Source organism: Paenibacillus maysiensis, assembly GCF_000520815.1.
GTDB lineage: Bacteria > Bacillota > Bacilli > Paenibacillales > Paenibacillaceae > Paenibacillus > Paenibacillus maysiensis.
On sequence record NZ_ASRY01000157.1, the window covers coordinates 15,075 to 33,646 of the forward strand.

The window sequence follows — 18,572 nt, forward strand, 5'->3', positions numbered from 1 at the left end:
AGTACGCACTTTATTTCGCGCTAGTTTCTTTGAAGTAAGTATTGTGAAGGGAGTAGGGAAAATTGAGACCCGCTGAATCGGATTACGCTGCTAATGTGACACTTGGAATTATTGAAGGGAAGTGGAAGCTGCTTCTGCTCTGCCATATGCATAACGGCACCAAACGCTTCTGTGAATTTACCAGCCTGATCCCAGGGCTTACGCAAAAAGTATTAACATATCAGCTCAGAGAGCTTGAGGCTAATGGACTGGTGGAACGAAAGATCTACCCCGAGATTCCGCCCCGAGTGGAATATTCATTGACCGCGTACGGTGAAAGCCTGGTTCCATTGCTGGATTTAATGAATCAGTGGGGACAGGATCATCAGAAGCTGAAAGCAGCCTTGGAGTAGAATGGTTAATTTGAGCGAGTCATTGTTTTCATTAAGAGATTGGGGGCTGTTATATATTTGTGATATAGATTCATTCAATTTTATACATGTTTAGCATCGTTTATTTTCGCAAGTGGGAGCGTCAAGAAGTTTGTGTAAATGAAAATAACCTTTCCCGTAGAAGGTGGTATTAATCTATGGTGGTGAACATGGCTTGGAGTTCAGCAGGAGTTATCTTTAAAAGTTACAAAAGAATATTAATTCCCAGAAATTCAATATGTTGCTGGGGTAGACGTCGCATACAGTGAACAAAGTGATCTCTTAGTTGCGGCCATCGTCATTTTAGATGCAAGCTCACTACATATAGTGGAATCTGTAGTAGTTGAAGATTCTGACCAATTCCCTTATATCCCCGGATTGTTTTCATTCAGGGAGCTACCGCCTATAGTTAAAGCATTTAAGCAAATCAAGACCTCTCCTCAGCTAGTCGTCTGCGATGGACAAGGAGTTGCTCATCCTAGACGATTCGGACTAGCTAGTCATTTAGGGGTTATGTTTGATATTCCTACAATCGGATGTGGTAAAACGAGGCTGTGGGGTGATTTCAAAGAACCCTCTCAAGAACGAGGGGCATGCTCGTTATTAGTTGACCAGGAGGAGATCATCGGCGGAGTGTTAAGAATTCAGGAAAGCATTAAACCTCTTTTTGTATCCGTAGGTCATCGTATTTCATTAGAAACGGCTTGCAATTGGATATTAAAGCTCTGTCCACAATATCGCTTACCTGAGACAACTCGACAAGCTGACCAGCTTGTGAGAAAAGCTTTATTACAGGTAAACCATGGCGGTATCTGATCATAATCGACCTGCGAAAGGAAAAAGACCACAATGGGAGCAACTGGCTCGCATTGTGGTGTTCGGAATGGCTCATGTTTTGCAATCAACGTTATGTAAATATCGATGCAATTATTAGAATAAATCCTATCGCTAGACCGGCAGGGCCCCAATAATGCATAGGGATAAAAAACAGACTGTGCTGGGTTCCCATTCGATGGGGAATTTACAATGTGTAAAACTGGAAGGGGAGCGTCAAGAAGGAGAGAAAGCTTAGTTTGTTATTGTACTGTGTCGATTCTTGAAAAAAATATGACCACCATTTAGCTATAGGCGGTCACATGATGAATTCAAAAACGTTCCTGTTAGTGGAACATTTGAGAACAATTATTCAGGTTTATTGAGAAGCCTTTGCTCGAAGAAGATTTAATCCTAATCCGATGAAGATTATCCCGGTTATTTTGTTTAAATAGCTGCCAAGCCTTTGGTTGACTTTTATTTTTTGGGTAATGTAAGAGGAAAAATAGGCAATAAACAAGCACCATAACAATCCGGTGAACGAAAATGTAAGCCCTAAAAGGATAAATGGAATGGGACCAGAAGCCTGTGTATCAATAAATTGTGGAAGAAAGGCAATGAAAAACAAAGAAACCTTGGGATTCGTAAGACTTGTCAACATCCCTTGTATATATGTTTTTCTGTTACTGTGTTGTTTATTGGATTCAGATGCACTAAAACTTGCATTTGTTTTATCCAATAACATTCTAACTCCTAGATAAACCAAATAAATAACTCCAATTATTTTAATTATGTTGAACAAGATAACTGACTTTGTAAGTATAATTGATAAACCAAAAGCAACTAACAACGTATGGATCAAAGAACCACTAATGATACCGAAAACAGAATACACACCGGCTTTTCTCCCCTGTGCGATACTTTTCCCAATTATATACATTGTATCTGCACCAGGAATTAGATTTAGGAGGATTCCAGTTAGCAAAAATACTTCATAATTTACGATTCCAAACATTTTGTGAGCACCACCTCTTCATTATGAAATACATTAAAAGGTAATGATAATTCAGTAAATAGCTCATTGTCAATCCTCGATATCTGTTATACGTATATGTAAGTTTACCTAAAAAACCGCTTTTTCACCCCTCCATAGGTCTGGCATGACCTGATCCTGAAGGGGGAAAAGCGGCTTTTACAATGAGGCTACCACGTAGTTACTCATTCACGACAATCAGCAAAAAACATGGGTAGCCTGCCAGAAAAGCTACACACTCAGCGGCGTAATGGTCTCCAGTAAGTGCTACGGCCAGAAACATCAGCACCGAATCCAATCCCAAAAATGTGGTCATTCGTTAACACATGCTTCCGAAATCGTACTGATTTCGACCTCCTGTGTCAAATGCCCAAAGGATGGGCCGTTGTCATACACCCGCGGAGCAGGCGACAGGCTTATTCGGCTGCTGCTTTCGCTTGCTCCGCTGCTACGAAGGTTACAGGCTTCATAATCCGGCTCAGCATATCCTGCTTCGGACGATTCCAGGTAACCCAGTCATCCAGCAGTAGACCGCCTGTGTCGCCGCTATTCGGATTCAGGGACCAGTACGTAAAGTACAGGTTGTTGGCACGAATATAGTCTACGAGTGCATTTTGCCATTTGCCCTCAGTAGTAGACAAATCAACATTACGACCGCCGAATTCACCGACCAGCACCGGAGCTATGTTTTGCTTGCTGATGTAGCCCCAGGTTTGATCCCAGATCGCTGGCAGGTTGGACGGGAAGGCCGGGTCGTTGAACCATGGCTGCGAGGATACACCAGGACCGTAATCATGCGGAGAATATACGACACGGTTTGGTACGTCCAGAACGACAGGATAGTTGGCTACACCTGTCAGGTTGCCACCCCACCAATATTGGCTATTGTTGCCTTGTACATTGTGGTCCACACCTTCTACGAGAATCAGCCAATTCGGATTCACGGACAGAATGGCATTCCCTGCACGTTGTGCCGCCAGACGCCAGTCTGTGGAGACATTGCCTGTACCCCAGCTTGCCTGACCGTGTGGCTCGTTGTGCAAATCCGCGCCAATGACGGTAGGGTTGTTTTTATAACGTTCAGCTAACATTTTCCAGTCACTAATCCAACGAGTCTCAGGGTACTGGGACGTGTACCACAGCTCGGATTGTCCACCTGAGCCTGGACGGTGACGGTCAAGGATAATCTGAATACCGCGTTGTCCAGCTTTTTCGATCAGCTTGTCCATAATTTGAATCGGAGTTAATCCGACCAGATCAGGATTTTTGGAATAATCAATACTGTCCGGACGGGAACTGGAATCGAACAACTGGTTGCTGTAAGGCAGACGGATGAGATTGTAGCCTTCTTTCTTCACCTGATCCAGTACGTCGTCCATTGAGCGGCTCCACAGTCCATGCAAGGTGTAATTAGGGGTTTCTAGACCGAACCAGTTCAGGCCGTTAAATGCCGCCTCTTTCCCGGATTCGTCTACAATCTTGTTTCCTTGGGTGTGATAATATCCTTTCACACTGGCTGCATCTGCCGAAGCGGGAGTATAGCCATACAGTGTGAAGCCCATTACGAGGGAGGCAATGACGAAAAATGTTTTTTTCAACCCTTTTTTCTTCATGTTTTTTGCTTCCTCCTTTATTTGAATATATTTGTAACCGATTACAATTTTATTTTATGTTCAAATCTTCCATCAAGCAAGTTCATAAAATTCGTATATTTCTAAGATTTCTGTACAAGAAGGTATATAATAAAGTGAAATACACTTTACATACAGGTTGCAGAATATATATATTTAAAATCAACACGCCTGACATGCAGAAAAAGAAAGGAGGGTAACCATGGTAACAACGATGAAGGAAGTTGCAGAACGTGCAGGGGTGTCGAAAAGTACAGTTTCGCAGTTTCTGCATAAGAGATACAACTATATGAGTGAAAACACCAAGAAGAAGATCGAGCAAGCGATTGAGGATCTCAGTTATATACCCAATGAGGTGGCACGTAGTCTCAAGCAGAAGAAGACCTTCATTGTGGGTGTTATTTCTTCAACCATTTTATCGAGATTTACAACAGAAGTCGTGCGTGCAATTGAGGATGAATGCCAACTGGAAAATGTCCAGGTCATTGTCTGTAATACCGATGATGATTCGCTCAAAGAGAAAAAGTATGTCCAGTCGATGATTGCTCGGCAAGTGGATGGACTTATCATTTTCCCGACGGAAGAGAACAAGAAATTATATGTTTCCCTTGTCAAGAATGGCTATCCTTTCGTGTTTGTGGACCGAAAAATTGATGAAATCAGCGTAGACACGGTGCTGCTGAATAATGAAAAGGCCAGCGAGCTTGCGGTTGAAGCACTCATTGAGCATGGTCATAACAACATTGGCATTATCACGTTTCCCTTAGGCAAAAAAGCGATCACCACACGAAGTGAGCGGCTGTCAGGTTATCGAAATACGTTGGGCAAACATGACATACCAGTGAATGAAAACTATATCAAAAGCGGCAGGTTGGATGAAATGTCCAATCTTATTGGACAACTATTCCACATGAAAAATCCGCCCACCGCAATCATCGCTACGAATGACATGATTTTGGAGCAGGTATTGATTTATGCAAAAAATAACCATCTGACCATACCTAATGACTTTTCCTTGATTGGTATAGATGATGTATCCTTTGCGTCTTTTTATAATCCGCCGATCACAACCGTTTCCCAGCCGAGCTTTGAAATGGGGAAAAGAAGTGCGAGGCTGCTGCTGGAGAAAATTGATCAAAAAGAACATGAGGAGCTGTCAGAAATCATTCGATTGAATCCGGCCATTAACCACAGAGAATCTGTCCAAAAACTGAACTGAATGATTTGAATAAGTCTTTTTTAATCTTTTTGAAAACGTTTTATGAATTCTATTGTAAAAAGAAAATAAAGAGCTATAATAATCTTATGATTCGAGTCATGAATACCTTTTCATTTCTTTATGTTCCTGATTTTAGTGATGATTACGATTTAAGAAAGAGGGGAGGAATGAATCTTAAACGAATAATTTATGGATTTGTTTGTGACCTAATTCACAAGATTTATTCTGCTTCTTTTACATTCCCGGAAGGGAAATTTTTTTCAAGTATTACTAAACCGATTTAGTAAGAATGAAAAATAAATGAAAGAAAGTCGGAGATCACTATGGAAATGTTTATGAGTATTATCAGGGAGCCATCCATTATTATCGCGATTGTGACATTACTCGGCCTTATATTCCAGAGGAAGAAAGTATCAGAGATCATTACGGGGACTACCCTTTCTTTCATGGGCTTTACCATGATCAAGGTCGGCGGCGGAATTTTAGGAGGCGTTCTCACCAACTTCAGCCAAATTTTTTCTTATGCGTTCAACCTTAAAGGTGTCGTACCAAGCAATGAAGCCATCATGGCACTGACCATTGATCAGGTCGGGGCGGATGCTGCGCTCATTCTGCTCTTTTCCATGATCCTTAACATCGTGCTTGCACGCCTGACCAAGTTCAAGTACATTTATTTGTCTCTTCACTTGATTCTGTTCATGAGCTTTGCTGCTACAGCCGTTATGAAAGGTCTGGGTCTCAGTTCGCTGACCACGATCATCGTCGGTTCTTTGGTAATCGGGAGCTATATGGCGGTGTTCCCTTACCTGCTCCGGAATGCCAGCAAAAATATTATCAAATCGGATGAATATACGATTGCTCACGCTTCCATGACCTCTTACATTCTAGGTACCTATTTAGGGAAAGTTTTCGGCAACCGTGAAAATGACACCGAAAATGTAAAAATTAATGACCGCATCAGTTTTTTGCGCGACCCCAATGTTGCAACAACCTTGACGATGCTTGTGCTTTTGCTAGTATCCGGACTGGTTGCTGGTTCTGATTATGTCAGCAAATTATCGGATGGCAAAGAATATATCGTCTTCATCCTCGAACAGTCAGCTATTTTTGCTGCCGGCTTGTATATTGCAAAAGCAGGTGTTAAGCTGTTCACAACCGAAATTGTACCCGCTTTCAAAGGGTTCTCCCAAGTGTTCGCACCTGGAGCAATCCCTGGTGTGGATGTTCTGGTACTGTTCGACAAATCACCCAATTCCGCGTTGGTAGGCTTCTTGGTCAGCTTCTTCACAGGCGTTGCCTGCGTCTTTCTTTTCCCGCTTGTCGGATTGCCTGTCATTGTGCCGGGGATCATGGCCTGCTTCCTCGCTGGTGGTGCAGCCGCGATATTCGGCAATTCCAGCGGTGGTTTCAGAGGAGCTGTCATTTCCAGTTGTCTTAATGGATTTTTGCTCTGTCTGCTGCCGGCTCTCACCTTGCCGCTCTTTTCTTTTTTGGGTGCCGAAGGGGTAACGTTCGCCGATCCTGACTTTACTACCCTTTCCGGAGTACTTTGGCTTATTTTCCGCTGGTTTTAAACTAAATCGGTTTATGAAGTTTTTAAAATAACTTATCTAAATAATTTGTGCTTAAAAAGAGGAGGAATTATCCATGTTTTTTAATGACCAAGATATTCAAATTGATATCGTTGACAGTAATACTACCCGGAAAGTGCTGGCCCACAGCGACCAGCTTATGTATGTCAAAGTGATGTTTGCTAAAGCCCAAACAGGGGAGATTCTGTTGCATAAGCATATCCATGAGCAAGTCACTTATGTAGTGAAGGGAAGTTTTAAGTTCATGATCGATAATGGCGAAACAAAGGATGTGCAGACCGTTAAAGAAGGAGACAGCATCCATTTTCCATCCGATACTCTTCATGGCTGTATTCCATTGGAGGATGACGGTATTCTGCTAGATGCATTTACACCAGCACGTGCAGATTTCCTGTAACTTCCCTGGAGGGGTTTACGGATTTCAACGGATGAGGAATTTGATTCGGTTGAATGTATTTTTAAGGATTGTTACTGGTGATGCAGACAAAGCCTTAACAAGGATAAGAGATTATCTTTGTTAAGGTTTTTTTATCTTGTTCCCCTTAAAAATCATGTCCTTCATCTTTATGCCACTGTATATATACTTCGGCAATATGGTACGATGGGATCGGATTATTTTAGTGTACACATGGGAGGGATCAACATGAGCAAGGCGAGGCTGTGTTTTATCGGGGCTGGCTTTCACGCTTCAACGAATATATATCCTGCTGTCATTGGGGCAGGGGCTGAAATTCAAGCGATTGCGACCAGAGATATAAGCAGATCCAAGACAGCGCTCCAGAGGTTTGGAAGCAGTGGCACACCTTATGACAATTACAAGGCTATGCTGGAGCAGGAAGACTGTGATGGAGTTGTCGTGATTGCACAAGCGGCAGATCATCCTTCGTTCGTACTGGACTGCATTAAGGCCGGAAAACATGTTTTTGTAGACAAGCCACTGGGCTGGAATGCGGAGGAAGCGGCTCAAATTGCAGATGCGGCGGAAGCGGCGGGTGTTGTACTGATGGTCGGTTTCATGAAGCGCTACGCACCTGTATACTTAAAATTAAAAGAATTGATTGAGGGTGGCTCGCTTGGAGCCGCACGCTCATTTCAGGCGAAATTTCTCGTGGACAGTACCCTGTTTTGTAAAACCGGCGAAGATTTCATGAAGCTGGCGGCGGTTCATATGGTCGATCTGGTACGTTATTTGTTCGGGGAAGTGGCGCAGGTTACCGGATTTGCGAACGATAACGGTGAGTTTATTTCCCATACGATTACCCTGAAATTTGAAAATGGTGTAGTGGGCAGCCTATACTTCGCAGGTATGACAGCATGGACACGCGAGAGTGAAGGGATCACGGTAACCTTTGATCATGGTTTTGCGAACGCGGATGAAGTGAATACACTGATCGTTCACAAGTCGGAGAGTCACACAGAGCTCCCTTGGAAATCCCTTGCGGAAAACGATACGGTTCTGACACCGTCAGCCTCCGCGATGTCGGGCGGATACCGTGATTTGTACTTGCGCGGTTTTGTTGGTGAAATCGCACATTTCATGAACTGCTGCCAAGAAGGACGGACGCCTGATTCAAGTGGACGGGATAACGTGAAAACGATGGAGCTGTGCGACCGCATTTTGGCTGCGCTCCAATAGGATACCTATTTTATATACAAGCTTCGGAGCCTGGACGGTACCTTAGTTTGGGTGATTTGAAAGAAGCTTCGGTTTAACTGTCAGTAGATGGCTCCTGCATTTGTCGGGAGTCATTTTTTTCGTTACCCTACGACCTTTCTATTTCATAGCATTCCTGTCCATTTTGATTAATCTCTGCTGATAATACGCCAACAAAGACGAACGATGCGATAGAATAGAAAAACAGAAAGCGTTATCATTACCCATTTTTTCTGCGATGGTCCAGGGGGGAGAAGGCATATGCGTTCAAGGTTCCAACCATTAAACACGTTGCGTAATCAGATTTTTATCGGCTTTATATTGGTAATGCTCATTATGATGAGTGTGGCGGGGGCGTTCATTTATCTCAATGTGTCTCACCTGTTAAAAGACAGTGCCGAGCGACATATTGGTCAGACTGCGGTACAAGCAAGCGGCAGGCTGGATGCATTAATCGGCCAGATGGACAGCTTGACGGAGCAGGTCGCGAATCACCCGTCTGTTCAGCATATTTTGCTGGAGGAGCGCAACAGGGGCAAGGTGAATTTCGGACAGCGTCAATCACTACTGCAAGTGATGCATAGCTATCAGGCATATATGCCGAGTGTCGGCTCGCTGGAGCTGTATACCGCCGAAGGGAAGATGTTGTTTCCGATTAGAGAGGGCAGTCTGGAGGAACGTATCGGACAGGCAGACATTCGGGAAGCGAATCAGATGAAAGGAAGACTGGTCTGGATCGGTATTGATCCCGAAGACCCCCGTTCGCTGCTGGCGATTCGGCAGGTGAGCCTGGTAGACCGCTGGTTCTCACGCGGAGGGTACCTGATTACCCGTATGGAGCGAAGTTATTTTGGACTGAATGGTACGTCAGCGGTCAATGCAGAAGCGGATGAAACCATGCTGCTTGTAGATCGTCAAGGCCAGCTGCTGTCGGGTGAACCTATGAACCAGACGGATTTGTCAGGTGTAATGCATAGCAAGACACAGACGGTTCATATTGGGGAGCGGGAATATGTGAAGGCAGTTCAGCAGTCGGAGCGGACGGGCTGGTCGCTGCTGATCCTGATTCCGGTTAGCGTCGTCACAGACGGAATAACGGTTTTACGGACTACACTTATCATTTCCGCGTCTCTTGGTGCCGTGCTATTCCTGTTCATGTCCTTTATGCTGTCTACGTTAATTACAAGACCGATAGGTCACTTGATTCAGGCGATGCGCCGTTCACGGGAAGGGGCATTGGCCCTGAATCCAGAACCGGCAGCAGCCGTCGAACTGCGAGAATTGAACGCAGAGTACAACACGATGATTGTCGATATCAATGAATTGATCCGTGTTATTTGCGAGAAGGAGGTTTTACAAAGCCAAACCGAGCTTAAAGCACTGCAGGCGCAGATCAATCCGCATTTTCTTTTTAATACGCTGGATGCTTTCAACTGGTCGCTACAGGAGAAGGGAGAGGAGGAGCTTGCCGGGCTGATGGTGTCCATGTCGCGGCTGTTTCGTTATGTTATCGAACCGGCTCACCATGACTCTTGGGTGACACTCGGGGAAGAAATGGCGCAAATCCGGCGTTATCTGGAACTGATGGAGCTGCGTCTGGGTGAACGTCTGAGCTGGCAAATTCATATGCCTTCGGAGGCAGCCCAAATTCCGCTTCCTAAGCTGCTGATCCAGCCCATTCTAGAGAATGCCATTTTGCATGGCGTCGAAAATCGGATCGGCAACGGCCGCGTTGAAATCCGTGTCACTCCTTCGGCCAGACCGGGTTGGACCAAGATCGCGGTCATAGATAACGGACCTGGAATGACACTGGAGGAGCTTGCAGCTGTGCGTACAGCATTGATGGGGGGATCAGCCTGCCAGAGCAAGGGAACCGGTATGGGACTAGTTAATGTACAGCGCAGGCTTGCTCTCTATTATGACAACGAATCTTATCCAACGGACGGTGTGCTGATACATAGTGCTGAGCAGGAAGGAACTGTGGTCGCTTTTGAAATTCCTGATGAATATGGAGGGCGGTAGGAATGAGTGTTTCATCCAAAACCATTGTCATTGTAGACGATGAACAGCGAACACGTCAGGGGATACACCAGACACTGGAGCAATGGGCCGCCGGGAAATACCGGATTGTGACATTCGGTAATGGTTTGGAAGCATTAAATATACTGCGAGCGGAGACGGTTCATCTGCTGATTACGGATGTCCGGTTGCCGGAATTCAGTGGGCTGGATTTAATCCGCTCTCTGGAACGGGATTCACGACGGCCAGCGATCATTGTCATCTCGGGCTATGCGGAGTTTGATTATGTCCAGCAGGCTCTTCGTCTGGGAGCTGTCAATTATTTGCTCAAGCCGATTGATAAGCAGGAACTGCTGAAAGCGGTAGATAAAGCGCTCCGGCTGGAGGAGGAACGTCAGCGGTACGAGAAGCTGGAAAAGATAGCTGATCCTGTTCTGTTAGAGCTTGACCTCCAAGCGGCTACTCTTAGTGATCCGGTACGACATGCCTTCATCTATATGGCGGAGCATCTTCACGAATCCATCACGATGGCGCAGACTGCCGCGCATTCACACCTGAATGCCAGCTATTTTAGTGTTTTGTTCAAGGAGCAAAGTGGCTTGTCCTTCAGCGAATATCTGCATCGGCTGCGGATACAACGGGCCAAGGAGCTGCTGCTGCATACCCAGTTAACAATTGCCCAAATCGGCGAGCGTTCAGGCTACCGGACTGATAAATATTTTATTAAAGTATTCAAAGCGACCGAAGGGGTAAGTCCCAGCCGCTACAGACAGCAGATGCGTAAAGGGTCGGAGGATATCCACTGACAGCATAGCATAGGCAGCCCACAACCCAATAAAAGTGGAATTATACCCAATGAGCGTACCCTGTTGGAAGCAGGAATGGAGTGCTAAACTTACAAATGATAACGGTTACAAAAATATAATTACAACAAACGGAGGTCTAACGATGTCCAACGAGTATGGTTTGCGTAAGCGCTCACAACGAAAATGGTTTGCTGGGTTGACCCTGCTGCTGTCATTCATGCTGGTGCTATCCGGTTGCGGTGTTGATAAGGATGGGCAAGGGGGTTCCAATGGAGAAGGGGGAAAGATTACGCTTAAAATGATGCACCTGTGGCCAGAGGGAAGCTCGGCACAGCAAAGCAAGCTTGTGACCCAGATTATAGATCAATACCAAAAGGATCATCCGAATGTTGTCATTCAGCAGGAAGTGCTGGAAAACGAACAATACAAAAACAAACTCAAAGTGCTGTCAGCTTCCAATGAATTGCCGGATATCGGCATCACCTGGGCAGCAGGCTTTATGGAGCCTTACGTTAAAGGTGGATTATTTACGCCGATGGATGACCTGTTGAATGGTTCCAACCTCAAGGGCAAATTCGTACCGGGAACGACCGAAGCTTATGCGCTGAATGGAAAAACGTATGCGCTTCCCATCGAATTGAACATTTCACCCATTTACTACAACAAAGCCATATTCCAAAAATATAACCTGAAAGTGCCTGCGACATTTGACGAATTGAAGCAAGTTGTGAAAACACTTGCAGATCATGGAGTTGCACCGATTGCACTGGGCAATAAAGACCGCTGGACCGGCTCCCTCTGGTACATGTATCTGGCGGACCGTATAGCAGGTAACGAAACGCTGAAAAAAGCGATTGACGGTTCAGGCTCGTTCGATGACCCTGGTTTAATTCAGGCGGCCTCCGAAATCCAGACGCTCGTGGATATGAATGCCTTTAACAAAGGATTTAACGGCTTGTCCAATGATGAAGGAAAATCCGAATTTATGAACAGCAAGGCTGCCATGTATTTGATGGGGACTTGGGAATTGCCGAATTTTACGACCAATCCCGCCATCCCGCAAGCATTTAAAGATCAAATTGGCTTCTTTAAATTTCCGATGGTTGCAGGCGGCAAGGGCAACGTGAACAGCTGGGTAGGAGGTCCGGGAGTAGGCTTATTCGTTTCGGAGAATTCAAAGGTGAAGGAAGAGGCCAAAGCGTTCGTTGAGTATTTCGTAGTCAAATGGGGTGAGCAATCGGTAACGCAGGCGGGAGTTATTCCGGCTACGAAAGTGGACACCTCCAAAGGGAATTTGCCCAAGCTGTACGTCGATTTGCTAAATGGGCTGAATCAAGCCAGCAGCATTACATTGTTCGCCGATGTGCAGATGAAGCCGAATGCGGCGCAGGTACATTTGAATATGATTCAGGCGTTGTTTGGCAAAGCGGTGACACCACAACAATTTGCCGAGCAGCATAAGGCTGCCATCGAGAAAGGAAATTGAAATTGCTCACATAATAAGGAGGTTCGGCCGTGGAAAAGGTCATGTCCAATAAGCTTGTCATTGCTCTGTATGTGTTGCCTTCCCTGCTGCTGTTACTCGCTGTGATTTATGTGCCTATTGTGCTGACCGGCTATTACGGCCTGAATCAGTGGAATGGAATCGGCCCTATGACTTTCGTAGGGCTGGATAACTATCAACATTTGTTCACAGACACGGCGTTCTGGCAAAGTGCTTGGCATTCGCTGCTGCTGGCCTTGTTTTCAGGCGTCAGTCTGATCGGTTATCTGGTCATTGCGATGATTTTGTCAGGGAAAATCAAGGGAGCCAATCTGCTGAGGAAAATTTATCTGATCCCAATGCTGCTGTCTTCTGTAGCGATCGCGCAATTATGGCTCAAAATGTATCATCCGACGAACGGAGTGCTGAATTCCTTACTGGCGTCAGTCGGAGTTCAAAACCCACCCGAGTGGTTGGCTAATCCGTCTTTGGTGTTGCCTGCCCTATTCATCCCGATTATTTGGCAATATGCAGGCTTTTATATTCTGATCTATTATGCCGGGCTGAAAAATATTCCCGAAACGCTGGTGGAGGCTGCCCGGATCGACGGGGCCAGTGCCTGGCAGATTGCGACTCGTATCAAATTGCCCCTGCTGCGCGAGGTGATTAACGTCACGATCATATTGTCCATTGTCGGCTCGCTCAAATATTTTGACCTCATCTACGTCATGACGGACGGTGGGCCGAACGGAGCCAGTGAAGTGATGGCTTCTTACATGTACCACCAGGCATTCCGCAGCTTTGATTTCGGATACGGCAGCGCTACAGCCTTTGCCCTGCTGCTCATCTGTTTGATCGCTACGTGGCTGATTCGCAAGGTTACGGCTTCGGGTGACACCATCCAGTATTCATAACATGGTCATGCAAATAGATGATGTAACAAGGACAGGAGAGGGAGGAACGGATATGAAAACCCAGCTATCCGCCAGCTATCCGCTTGGAGTCGCTACCCGCGGCAAAATGTTAACTCGGGTCGGTTATGCCGCTTTGTATATCATTTTAATCATCTTGGCGGTGACGCAGCTTTTACCGCTGGTGTGGCTGATGCTTTTCTCGCTTAAAAATAATCAGGAAGTGTTTAACCTTCCGCCGTTTGCACTCTCGTCCCAGCCGCATTGGGAGAACTATATGAATGTGTGGACCAGCGGCAATATCGGGCGATATTTTTTCAATAGTGTGTGGATTACGGTCATATCCGTGGCGGTGACGGTGCTGCTAGCCAGCTTTGTAACGTTTGCCATTACGCGTATGCGATGGAAAGGAAGCCAGCTGGTTCTCGGGCTATTTATGGTCGGACTAATGATTCCGGTCCATTCCACCTTGATTCCGTTGTTCAGCATGTTTCTCAAACTGCATTTAACAGAAACTTCACTCTCCATCATCCTGTCGTATGTTGCTTTTAATCTGCCGACAACGATGATGATCTTGCTGGGCTTCTATTACGCCTTGCCCCGTGAAGTGGAAGAAGCAGCGGTTATGGACGGCTGCTCCGTCAACCGGATGTTCTTCCGGATCGTACTGCCCATGACAACCCCCGTCATGGCAACGACATCTATTATTAACATGATCTATAACTGGAATGAGTTTATTTTCGTCAATACGTTCATCAGTTCGGATGAAAACAAAACGCTAACCGTGGGCGTTCAGAACTTCATTGGACAATATACGACCGACTGGGGAGCGATCGGAGCTACATTGATGATCAGCATTTTGCCCATTTTGCTCGTGTTCCTCATCATGAGCGACCGGATTGTTGAAGGGATCGCAGCCGGGTCGGTTAAGGGGTAAAGCAAATTCCCTAGGTTAGAAGAGTACCCCCTAGTGTAGACATTGGAACAAACCTCTTGGTTTGTCCGATGAATGCTAGGGGGTACATTTTTATGTGAGTCTAGTTTGAGTTGATGGGAAATACATGTGTTAAAAGACATGATTGCTACAACTAGAATGTTGATGCTCATCTTCTGGTAAATTTGTAGCTTGTTGTTCACTGGCTAGTTCTAATTGATAAAATCGCTGGAGTAATATTTCAAAATAAAGTGGTGGTCAAATGAACGGGGGGTTGTACCTTTAAATAGTAAGAACATTGTGAATTACTTACCAGACTTGTATGATTGGAGTCTTACTGAAACCGCAAAAGAACTACATACTTGCCGACCCATAAACGAACTACCTCCATATAACAATTATAAAGAAAATGTGCTGAAGAGGCTTGAGAGTGTGCTATTAGAGCTCCAAATTCTTTAGGATTTTATATCCAATGATTAAACTGGGAGTAAAAAAATACTGGATAGAAAAAGGATGTAGTGAAACCCAATATTGTCAACATTAGACCATGCGGGCAATCCTAAAAAAGGAATGTTCCATAAAGCCTTCTTGAAGTGTCTATCTATGTATTATGATATGAAGTAAAGTCGACAAAATAATCATATCAAAAAGATGTTTTGCTGTATAAAAATAATACTGGTGGCCCTTAAAGATGTGTTAGGAGCCACCAGTAAAAACTAATTTACGATATTGTTACATAATGAGAGTCAGATATACTTTTACTGTATACTTTCCCAACACCTTGAAGTAATTAAAATAAAGGTGAGCCATCTTTCGATACACACCTTTATTTTGATTAAGAATTATTGTCCAATTAGTTCTAAGATTTGTGTGTAAGCATTCCTATAATGATTGGGGCTAGGATCTTCTCCTATTACTTTGGGTACGTCAAAGTCAGACAGCGTGAAATGGTGTTTGGGTTGAACTTCATGTCTTGCTAAGCAACTCTTGCAACAGGACAAGGGACAACCATCAATTGCAATGATGTCACGTCCCGATTTTGCTGTTCTGACAAGTGGTTTGACATCACCACCAACACCAGCAATGCAGGACATTTCAGCGACTTTTTCTCGATCCATTTTTATAGCGATCAAGTTAGCGGTTTGTGCTGCGGAGGAACATCCAGAACATGAATAAACAAGAGGTAAATCAGTTCTTTTCATCTTTGTACACTTCCTTGTTTTTTCTTTGTGATCAATCACGGTATTTTTGGTCGTAGATGAAATAAAAGTTAAAATTGTTTGTATTTTAACTTAAATTTACAGGTTAGACCGTGATAATAGTCACGACAACATTTTTTCAAAATCTGTTATAGGGCTAACTGTGTGTATACAAATCAGCCAGATCCCCATGTTCAACTTATTTTTCTAATAGAGAATTAGCCTTATCTAAATATAATCTGGAGCGTCATCCTTAATCACCATTAAAATTTCTTTGATTGTCTGTTTAGTCGAACCTTCTAATTTCTCCAAAGCTTTACCGTAAGAAATTAATAAATCTTTTGAATTTAGAAGTGTCCGATGGATTCTATCTGCCCAAAATTCTGCATGGGGCAACATCTTGGAAGTACCCAAAGCCAATTTGAATAAACCCTCTTCTAAATCATTACGTTTTGCAATATAAAATATAGTTTCAATAAGATAATCATTAGCTGACGGTTCAGCAACTTCATCTTCGAAGATTGTACAGAGATCGAGAATTATATCATTCGTTCCTTCAAGGGACATTTCATTCAGAATATTCTCAAATATCTCTATATTGTCCCCCTCGTTTTCCATAAAACGCATTTTATATAGCAAATTAATTTTCTCATTCATATTCTTTTCCTCTCTATTTAACACTACGCTACTAAAGCCTTCTATTGTGTTCAGTAGTAATATATTTTTGAAATCTTCCTTTAGTCGCTTTAAGTGTTTGTTAAGTTGTTTTTTGTCTAGCTGGACTGTTCGATCTTGCTTTTAAAATGTAAACCTAAAGAATCTTAGGATAATGCGATCAATAGGTTTAAATTGATTCATTTTGGTGAATAGATGCTCATCTTTTGATGGACATGAATTCTGTTATTCGCTGGCGTAATGCCTCTTGAAACCAATCTGGCCAGTTTGACATCGTGTATTTCCTCTCCCGTTGTTGAAGTGGGTGTATGTTAACTCTGATGGGGAGGGATGGCAAATCATTGTTTTTGTATGGGGGAAAGGCTCACTCCTAACTCATGATTCAAGTTGGAATAAGCCTTAGAAAGTTAATCATGCGTGTTTGTCATGTTTTTATATTTTACGATCTTGCTGTCACAATGTAACTGCCGTGTAACACTACAATAGATTCCGTCCGTTTTCAAAGAAAGTTTTTAGCTCTGCTATTCAACTTATAGGTTGGTAGTGACACATTTCAAAAAGTAACATACAAAATATTTCTTAATCATCTTCATCATCTAAATGAGGGGTAACCGGGTACCCTGACGGATCAAACATATATTCAACGCACTCTTTTTCATCAGAAAGAACAAGACTTATCATATCACCACCACCAAACGGTGATGGTGGTACTTTCATATTAATAATCCATGAATACCCTTCAACACCTTCAAATTTCTCATAAAAAAATATTGATTCACCATGATTAGGATTGGTTTCTCCTTCTAAATGATACTTGTCATTATAATTTTGAGAAATTTGGAGCAATTTGTCTACGGTTAATTGAGAATATATTTTGGATAGTTTATTTCTATCAATTCCAAATATAAAAAAAGAAATAACTTGTTCTACATCAGAAATAACCAAAAATTTTTCGAATTCCTTAAAGTCTATCTCAACAACCCAAGCACCACCAGTCAATCCAATAAAATTCTCGTAATGTTGAACAGATTTGTTTATGTCACCGTTAATTGTCCAAGGAGTGTAGTGATTATTACTTCTGTTACGTTTGTTACGTTTGTCGATGTACTCTTGTGCAATATCTAAAGCTTGCAATGCAGATAGTTTTGGTTTATTCATCTAAACACCCCTTAAATATTGGATAATTTGGAGGTGGCCATCCAAATGGTGCCGGATCTCCATTATTCCTCAATTTATAAATATATCGTTCTGTAGCAAATAATTCAGCTCTTGTAAAATTATTTTTATTCTCCATTATTATTTTGTAGACATGTTCTTCTCTTTCTAAGGTACTTTGTTTTAAATATTTATTTTTACCCAATTCTAACCATTGCTTTGCATGTACGCTTTCATGAAAAGCCGCTATTTGAGATGGTTTCCCTCTAAAATACATGATTCCTGTTTCAGGATCAAAACCTCCAGCTTTATTTTTTGGTACCTTTTCTTTGTCAATTACAACTTTAATCCCTGATTGATCCATATCTTTTTTGAAATTTTTAAAGTCTGATGCACGTATTTTTCTATTACCATTTTCGTCAATTTTAAAAACATTTCCACTTACTCTTTTTGTGTCCCATTCTGCCTGATCTAGATCAGTAGCCCTAGCCTTGATACCACCATTACCAGTCCCCTCATCAATTGGTCTGTTTAGGCCTGGACCACCTTTTGGATTGGGTTTTACAGGCGGATTCTCTACAATAGGTGGCTGGCTGGACCTAGAAGAAGACCTTCCCGCAGTCCCCATACCGATACGAGCTTCTACAATTCCATAGGTCGTGTTTTCGACTAAATCGCTTAGTCCTGTCCTTTCCATGTAATCTCCAGATTTTTGTCCGATGAAGCCTTGATTGTATCGAGTAATGAGTGCATCCATTTTCTCTTTGTCCAACTCAATAGCATTTGTAGAGTCCACACCCATCGCTACTAAACCATCTTCAATGGCATTGAGAGTTCCTTCATCCCATACGTGTGTTCGTTTTGCATTGACGATACGCTGGATGGCGGCCAATTTATTAGGATCTTTAATATCATACAGTGATAGTTTGCGCTGCATTGTAATTTCAGTACGCAGTGCTTGCTCTGCTTGTTTTAGCTTATTTTCATCCTGCCACCAGTTGGCTGTAAAATAATCAGTTTGATTCCAATATGAAGTAT

The 18,572-nt window shown here is 43.4% G+C and carries 17 protein-coding genes and 1 pseudogene; 11 read left to right on the plus strand and 7 right to left on the minus strand.

Annotation, left to right across the window (positions count from 1 at the left end):
* Positions 1 to 62 precede the first annotated feature (62 nt).
* Both L696_RS0109985 and nfi read left to right on the plus strand, forming a co-directional pair.
* A complete protein-coding gene (locus L696_RS0109985; protein ID WP_025683519.1) occupies positions 63 to 392 on the plus strand; it encodes a winged helix-turn-helix transcriptional regulator in 330 nt (109 codons plus the stop codon).
* A 198-nt stretch (positions 393 to 590) separates the two neighbouring features.
* Positions 591 to 1,226: pseudogene (nfi, locus tag L696_RS29415) on the plus strand (deoxyribonuclease V); the annotation flags it as partial.
* Positions 1,227 to 1,602: 376 nt separating this feature from the next.
* Here the strand turns inward: nfi and L696_RS0109990 are convergent.
* From L696_RS0109990 to L696_RS0110000, 3 genes are all read right to left on the minus strand, one after another.
* Complete coding sequence (locus L696_RS0109990; protein ID WP_025683520.1) at positions 1,603 to 2,238, minus strand: LysE family translocator; 636 nt, start codon at positions 2,236 to 2,238, stop codon at positions 1,603 to 1,605.
* Positions 2,239 to 2,437: 199 nt separating this feature from the next.
* Positions 2,438 to 2,572, minus strand: coding sequence for a hypothetical protein (locus tag L696_RS32335; protein ID WP_280740163.1), 135 nt, complete (start codon positions 2,570 to 2,572; stop codon positions 2,438 to 2,440).
* Between the two features lie 100 nt (positions 2,573 to 2,672).
* A complete protein-coding gene (locus L696_RS0110000) occupies positions 2,673 to 3,869 on the minus strand; it encodes a glycoside hydrolase family 5 protein (protein WP_025683521.1) in 1,197 nt (398 codons plus the stop codon).
* 220 nt (positions 3,870 to 4,089) lie between these two features.
* Here L696_RS0110000 and L696_RS0110005 point away from each other — a divergent pair, with 220 nt between their 5' ends.
* From L696_RS0110005 to L696_RS0110045, 9 genes are all read left to right on the plus strand, one after another.
* Complete coding sequence (locus L696_RS0110005; RefSeq protein WP_025683522.1) at positions 4,090 to 5,106, plus strand: substrate-binding domain-containing protein; 1,017 nt, start codon at positions 4,090 to 4,092, stop codon at positions 5,104 to 5,106.
* 335 nt (positions 5,107 to 5,441) lie between these two features.
* The gene (locus tag L696_RS0110010; protein WP_245233335.1) at positions 5,442 to 6,680 is read left to right on the plus strand and encodes a PTS ascorbate transporter subunit IIC; all 1,239 of its coding nucleotides are present in this window, start codon (positions 5,442 to 5,444) and stop codon (positions 6,678 to 6,680) included.
* A 73-nt stretch (positions 6,681 to 6,753) separates the two neighbouring features.
* On the plus strand, positions 6,754 to 7,095 hold the full coding sequence (locus L696_RS0110015; protein ID WP_025683524.1) for a cupin domain-containing protein: 342 nt from the start codon (positions 6,754 to 6,756) through the stop codon (positions 7,093 to 7,095).
* Positions 7,096 to 7,341: 246 nt separating this feature from the next.
* Positions 7,342 to 8,334, plus strand: a complete 993-nt coding sequence (locus tag L696_RS0110020; RefSeq protein WP_025683525.1) for a Gfo/Idh/MocA family protein — start codon at positions 7,342 to 7,344, stop codon at positions 8,332 to 8,334.
* A gap of 279 nt (positions 8,335 to 8,613) precedes the next feature.
* Complete coding sequence (locus tag L696_RS0110025; protein WP_025683526.1) at positions 8,614 to 10,374, plus strand: cache domain-containing sensor histidine kinase; 1,761 nt, start codon at positions 8,614 to 8,616, stop codon at positions 10,372 to 10,374.
* Between the two features lie 2 nt (positions 10,375 to 10,376).
* Complete coding sequence (locus L696_RS0110030; protein WP_025683527.1) at positions 10,377 to 11,177, plus strand: response regulator transcription factor; 801 nt, start codon at positions 10,377 to 10,379, stop codon at positions 11,175 to 11,177.
* A 142-nt stretch (positions 11,178 to 11,319) separates the two neighbouring features.
* Positions 11,320 to 12,663, plus strand: coding sequence for an extracellular solute-binding protein (locus tag L696_RS0110035; protein ID WP_025683528.1), 1,344 nt, complete (start codon positions 11,320 to 11,322; stop codon positions 12,661 to 12,663).
* 29 nt (positions 12,664 to 12,692) lie between these two features.
* Positions 12,693 to 13,574, plus strand: a complete 882-nt coding sequence (locus L696_RS0110040) for a carbohydrate ABC transporter permease (RefSeq protein ID WP_025683529.1) — start codon at positions 12,693 to 12,695, stop codon at positions 13,572 to 13,574.
* 52 nt (positions 13,575 to 13,626) lie between these two features.
* Positions 13,627 to 14,508, plus strand: coding sequence for a carbohydrate ABC transporter permease (locus L696_RS0110045; protein WP_025683530.1), 882 nt, complete (start codon positions 13,627 to 13,629; stop codon positions 14,506 to 14,508).
* Between the two features lie 839 nt (positions 14,509 to 15,347).
* On the opposite strand, the gene L696_RS0110050 is transcribed toward L696_RS0110045, so the two are convergent.
* The 4 genes from L696_RS0110050 to L696_RS31885 form a co-directional block, all read right to left on the minus strand.
* On the minus strand, positions 15,348 to 15,707 hold the full coding sequence (locus L696_RS0110050) for a putative zinc-binding protein (RefSeq protein WP_025683531.1): 360 nt from the start codon (positions 15,705 to 15,707) through the stop codon (positions 15,348 to 15,350).
* A gap of 225 nt (positions 15,708 to 15,932) precedes the next feature.
* Positions 15,933 to 16,361, minus strand: a complete 429-nt coding sequence (locus L696_RS0110055; RefSeq protein ID WP_245233333.1) for an Imm30 family immunity protein — start codon at positions 16,359 to 16,361, stop codon at positions 15,933 to 15,935.
* Between the two features lie 597 nt (positions 16,362 to 16,958).
* A complete protein-coding gene (locus L696_RS31425; protein ID WP_081750713.1) occupies positions 16,959 to 17,537 on the minus strand; it encodes a hypothetical protein in 579 nt (192 codons plus the stop codon).
* On the minus strand, positions 17,530 to 18,572 hold a 1,043-nt coding region (locus L696_RS31885; RefSeq protein ID WP_280740164.1), incomplete at its 5' end, for a zincin-like metallopeptidase toxin domain-containing protein. The genes L696_RS31425 and L696_RS31885, both read right to left, overlap by 8 nt.

Bases quoted from the DNA above. Each gene is read 5' to 3' on its own strand.
- L696_RS32335 (WP_280740163.1), bottom strand. From the start codon at position 2,572: ATGACCACATTTTTGGGATTGGATTCGGTGCTGATGTTTCTGGCCGTA.
- L696_RS0110010 (WP_245233335.1), top strand. From the start codon at position 5,442: ATGAGTATTATCAGGGAGCCATCCATTATTATCGCGATTGTGACATTA.
- L696_RS0110055 (WP_245233333.1), bottom strand. From the start codon at position 16,361: ATGAATGAGAAAATTAATTTGCTATATAAAATGCGTTTTATGGAAAAC.
- L696_RS0110005 (WP_025683522.1), top strand. From the start codon at position 4,090: ATGGTAACAACGATGAAGGAAGTTGCAGAACGTGCAGGGGTGTCGAAA.
- L696_RS0110035 (WP_025683528.1), top strand. From the start codon at position 11,320: ATGTCCAACGAGTATGGTTTGCGTAAGCGCTCACAACGAAAATGGTTT.
- L696_RS0110025 (WP_025683526.1), top strand. From the start codon at position 8,614: ATGCGTTCAAGGTTCCAACCATTAAACACGTTGCGTAATCAGATTTTT.
- L696_RS0110015 (WP_025683524.1), top strand. From the start codon at position 6,754: ATGTTTTTTAATGACCAAGATATTCAAATTGATATCGTTGACAGTAAT.
- L696_RS0110020 (WP_025683525.1), top strand. From the start codon at position 7,342: ATGAGCAAGGCGAGGCTGTGTTTTATCGGGGCTGGCTTTCACGCTTCA.
- L696_RS0110000 (WP_025683521.1), bottom strand. From the start codon at position 3,869: ATGAAGAAAAAAGGGTTGAAAAAAACATTTTTCGTCATTGCCTCCCTC.
- L696_RS0110030 (WP_025683527.1), top strand. From the start codon at position 10,377: ATGAGTGTTTCATCCAAAACCATTGTCATTGTAGACGATGAACAGCGA.
- L696_RS0110050 (WP_025683531.1), bottom strand. From the start codon at position 15,707: ATGAAAAGAACTGATTTACCTCTTGTTTATTCATGTTCTGGATGTTCC.
- L696_RS0109990 (WP_025683520.1), bottom strand. From the start codon at position 2,238: ATGTTTGGAATCGTAAATTATGAAGTATTTTTGCTAACTGGAATCCTC.
- L696_RS31425 (WP_081750713.1), bottom strand. From the start codon at position 17,537: ATGAATAAACCAAAACTATCTGCATTGCAAGCTTTAGATATTGCACAA.
- L696_RS0110045 (WP_025683530.1), top strand. From the start codon at position 13,627: ATGAAAACCCAGCTATCCGCCAGCTATCCGCTTGGAGTCGCTACCCGC.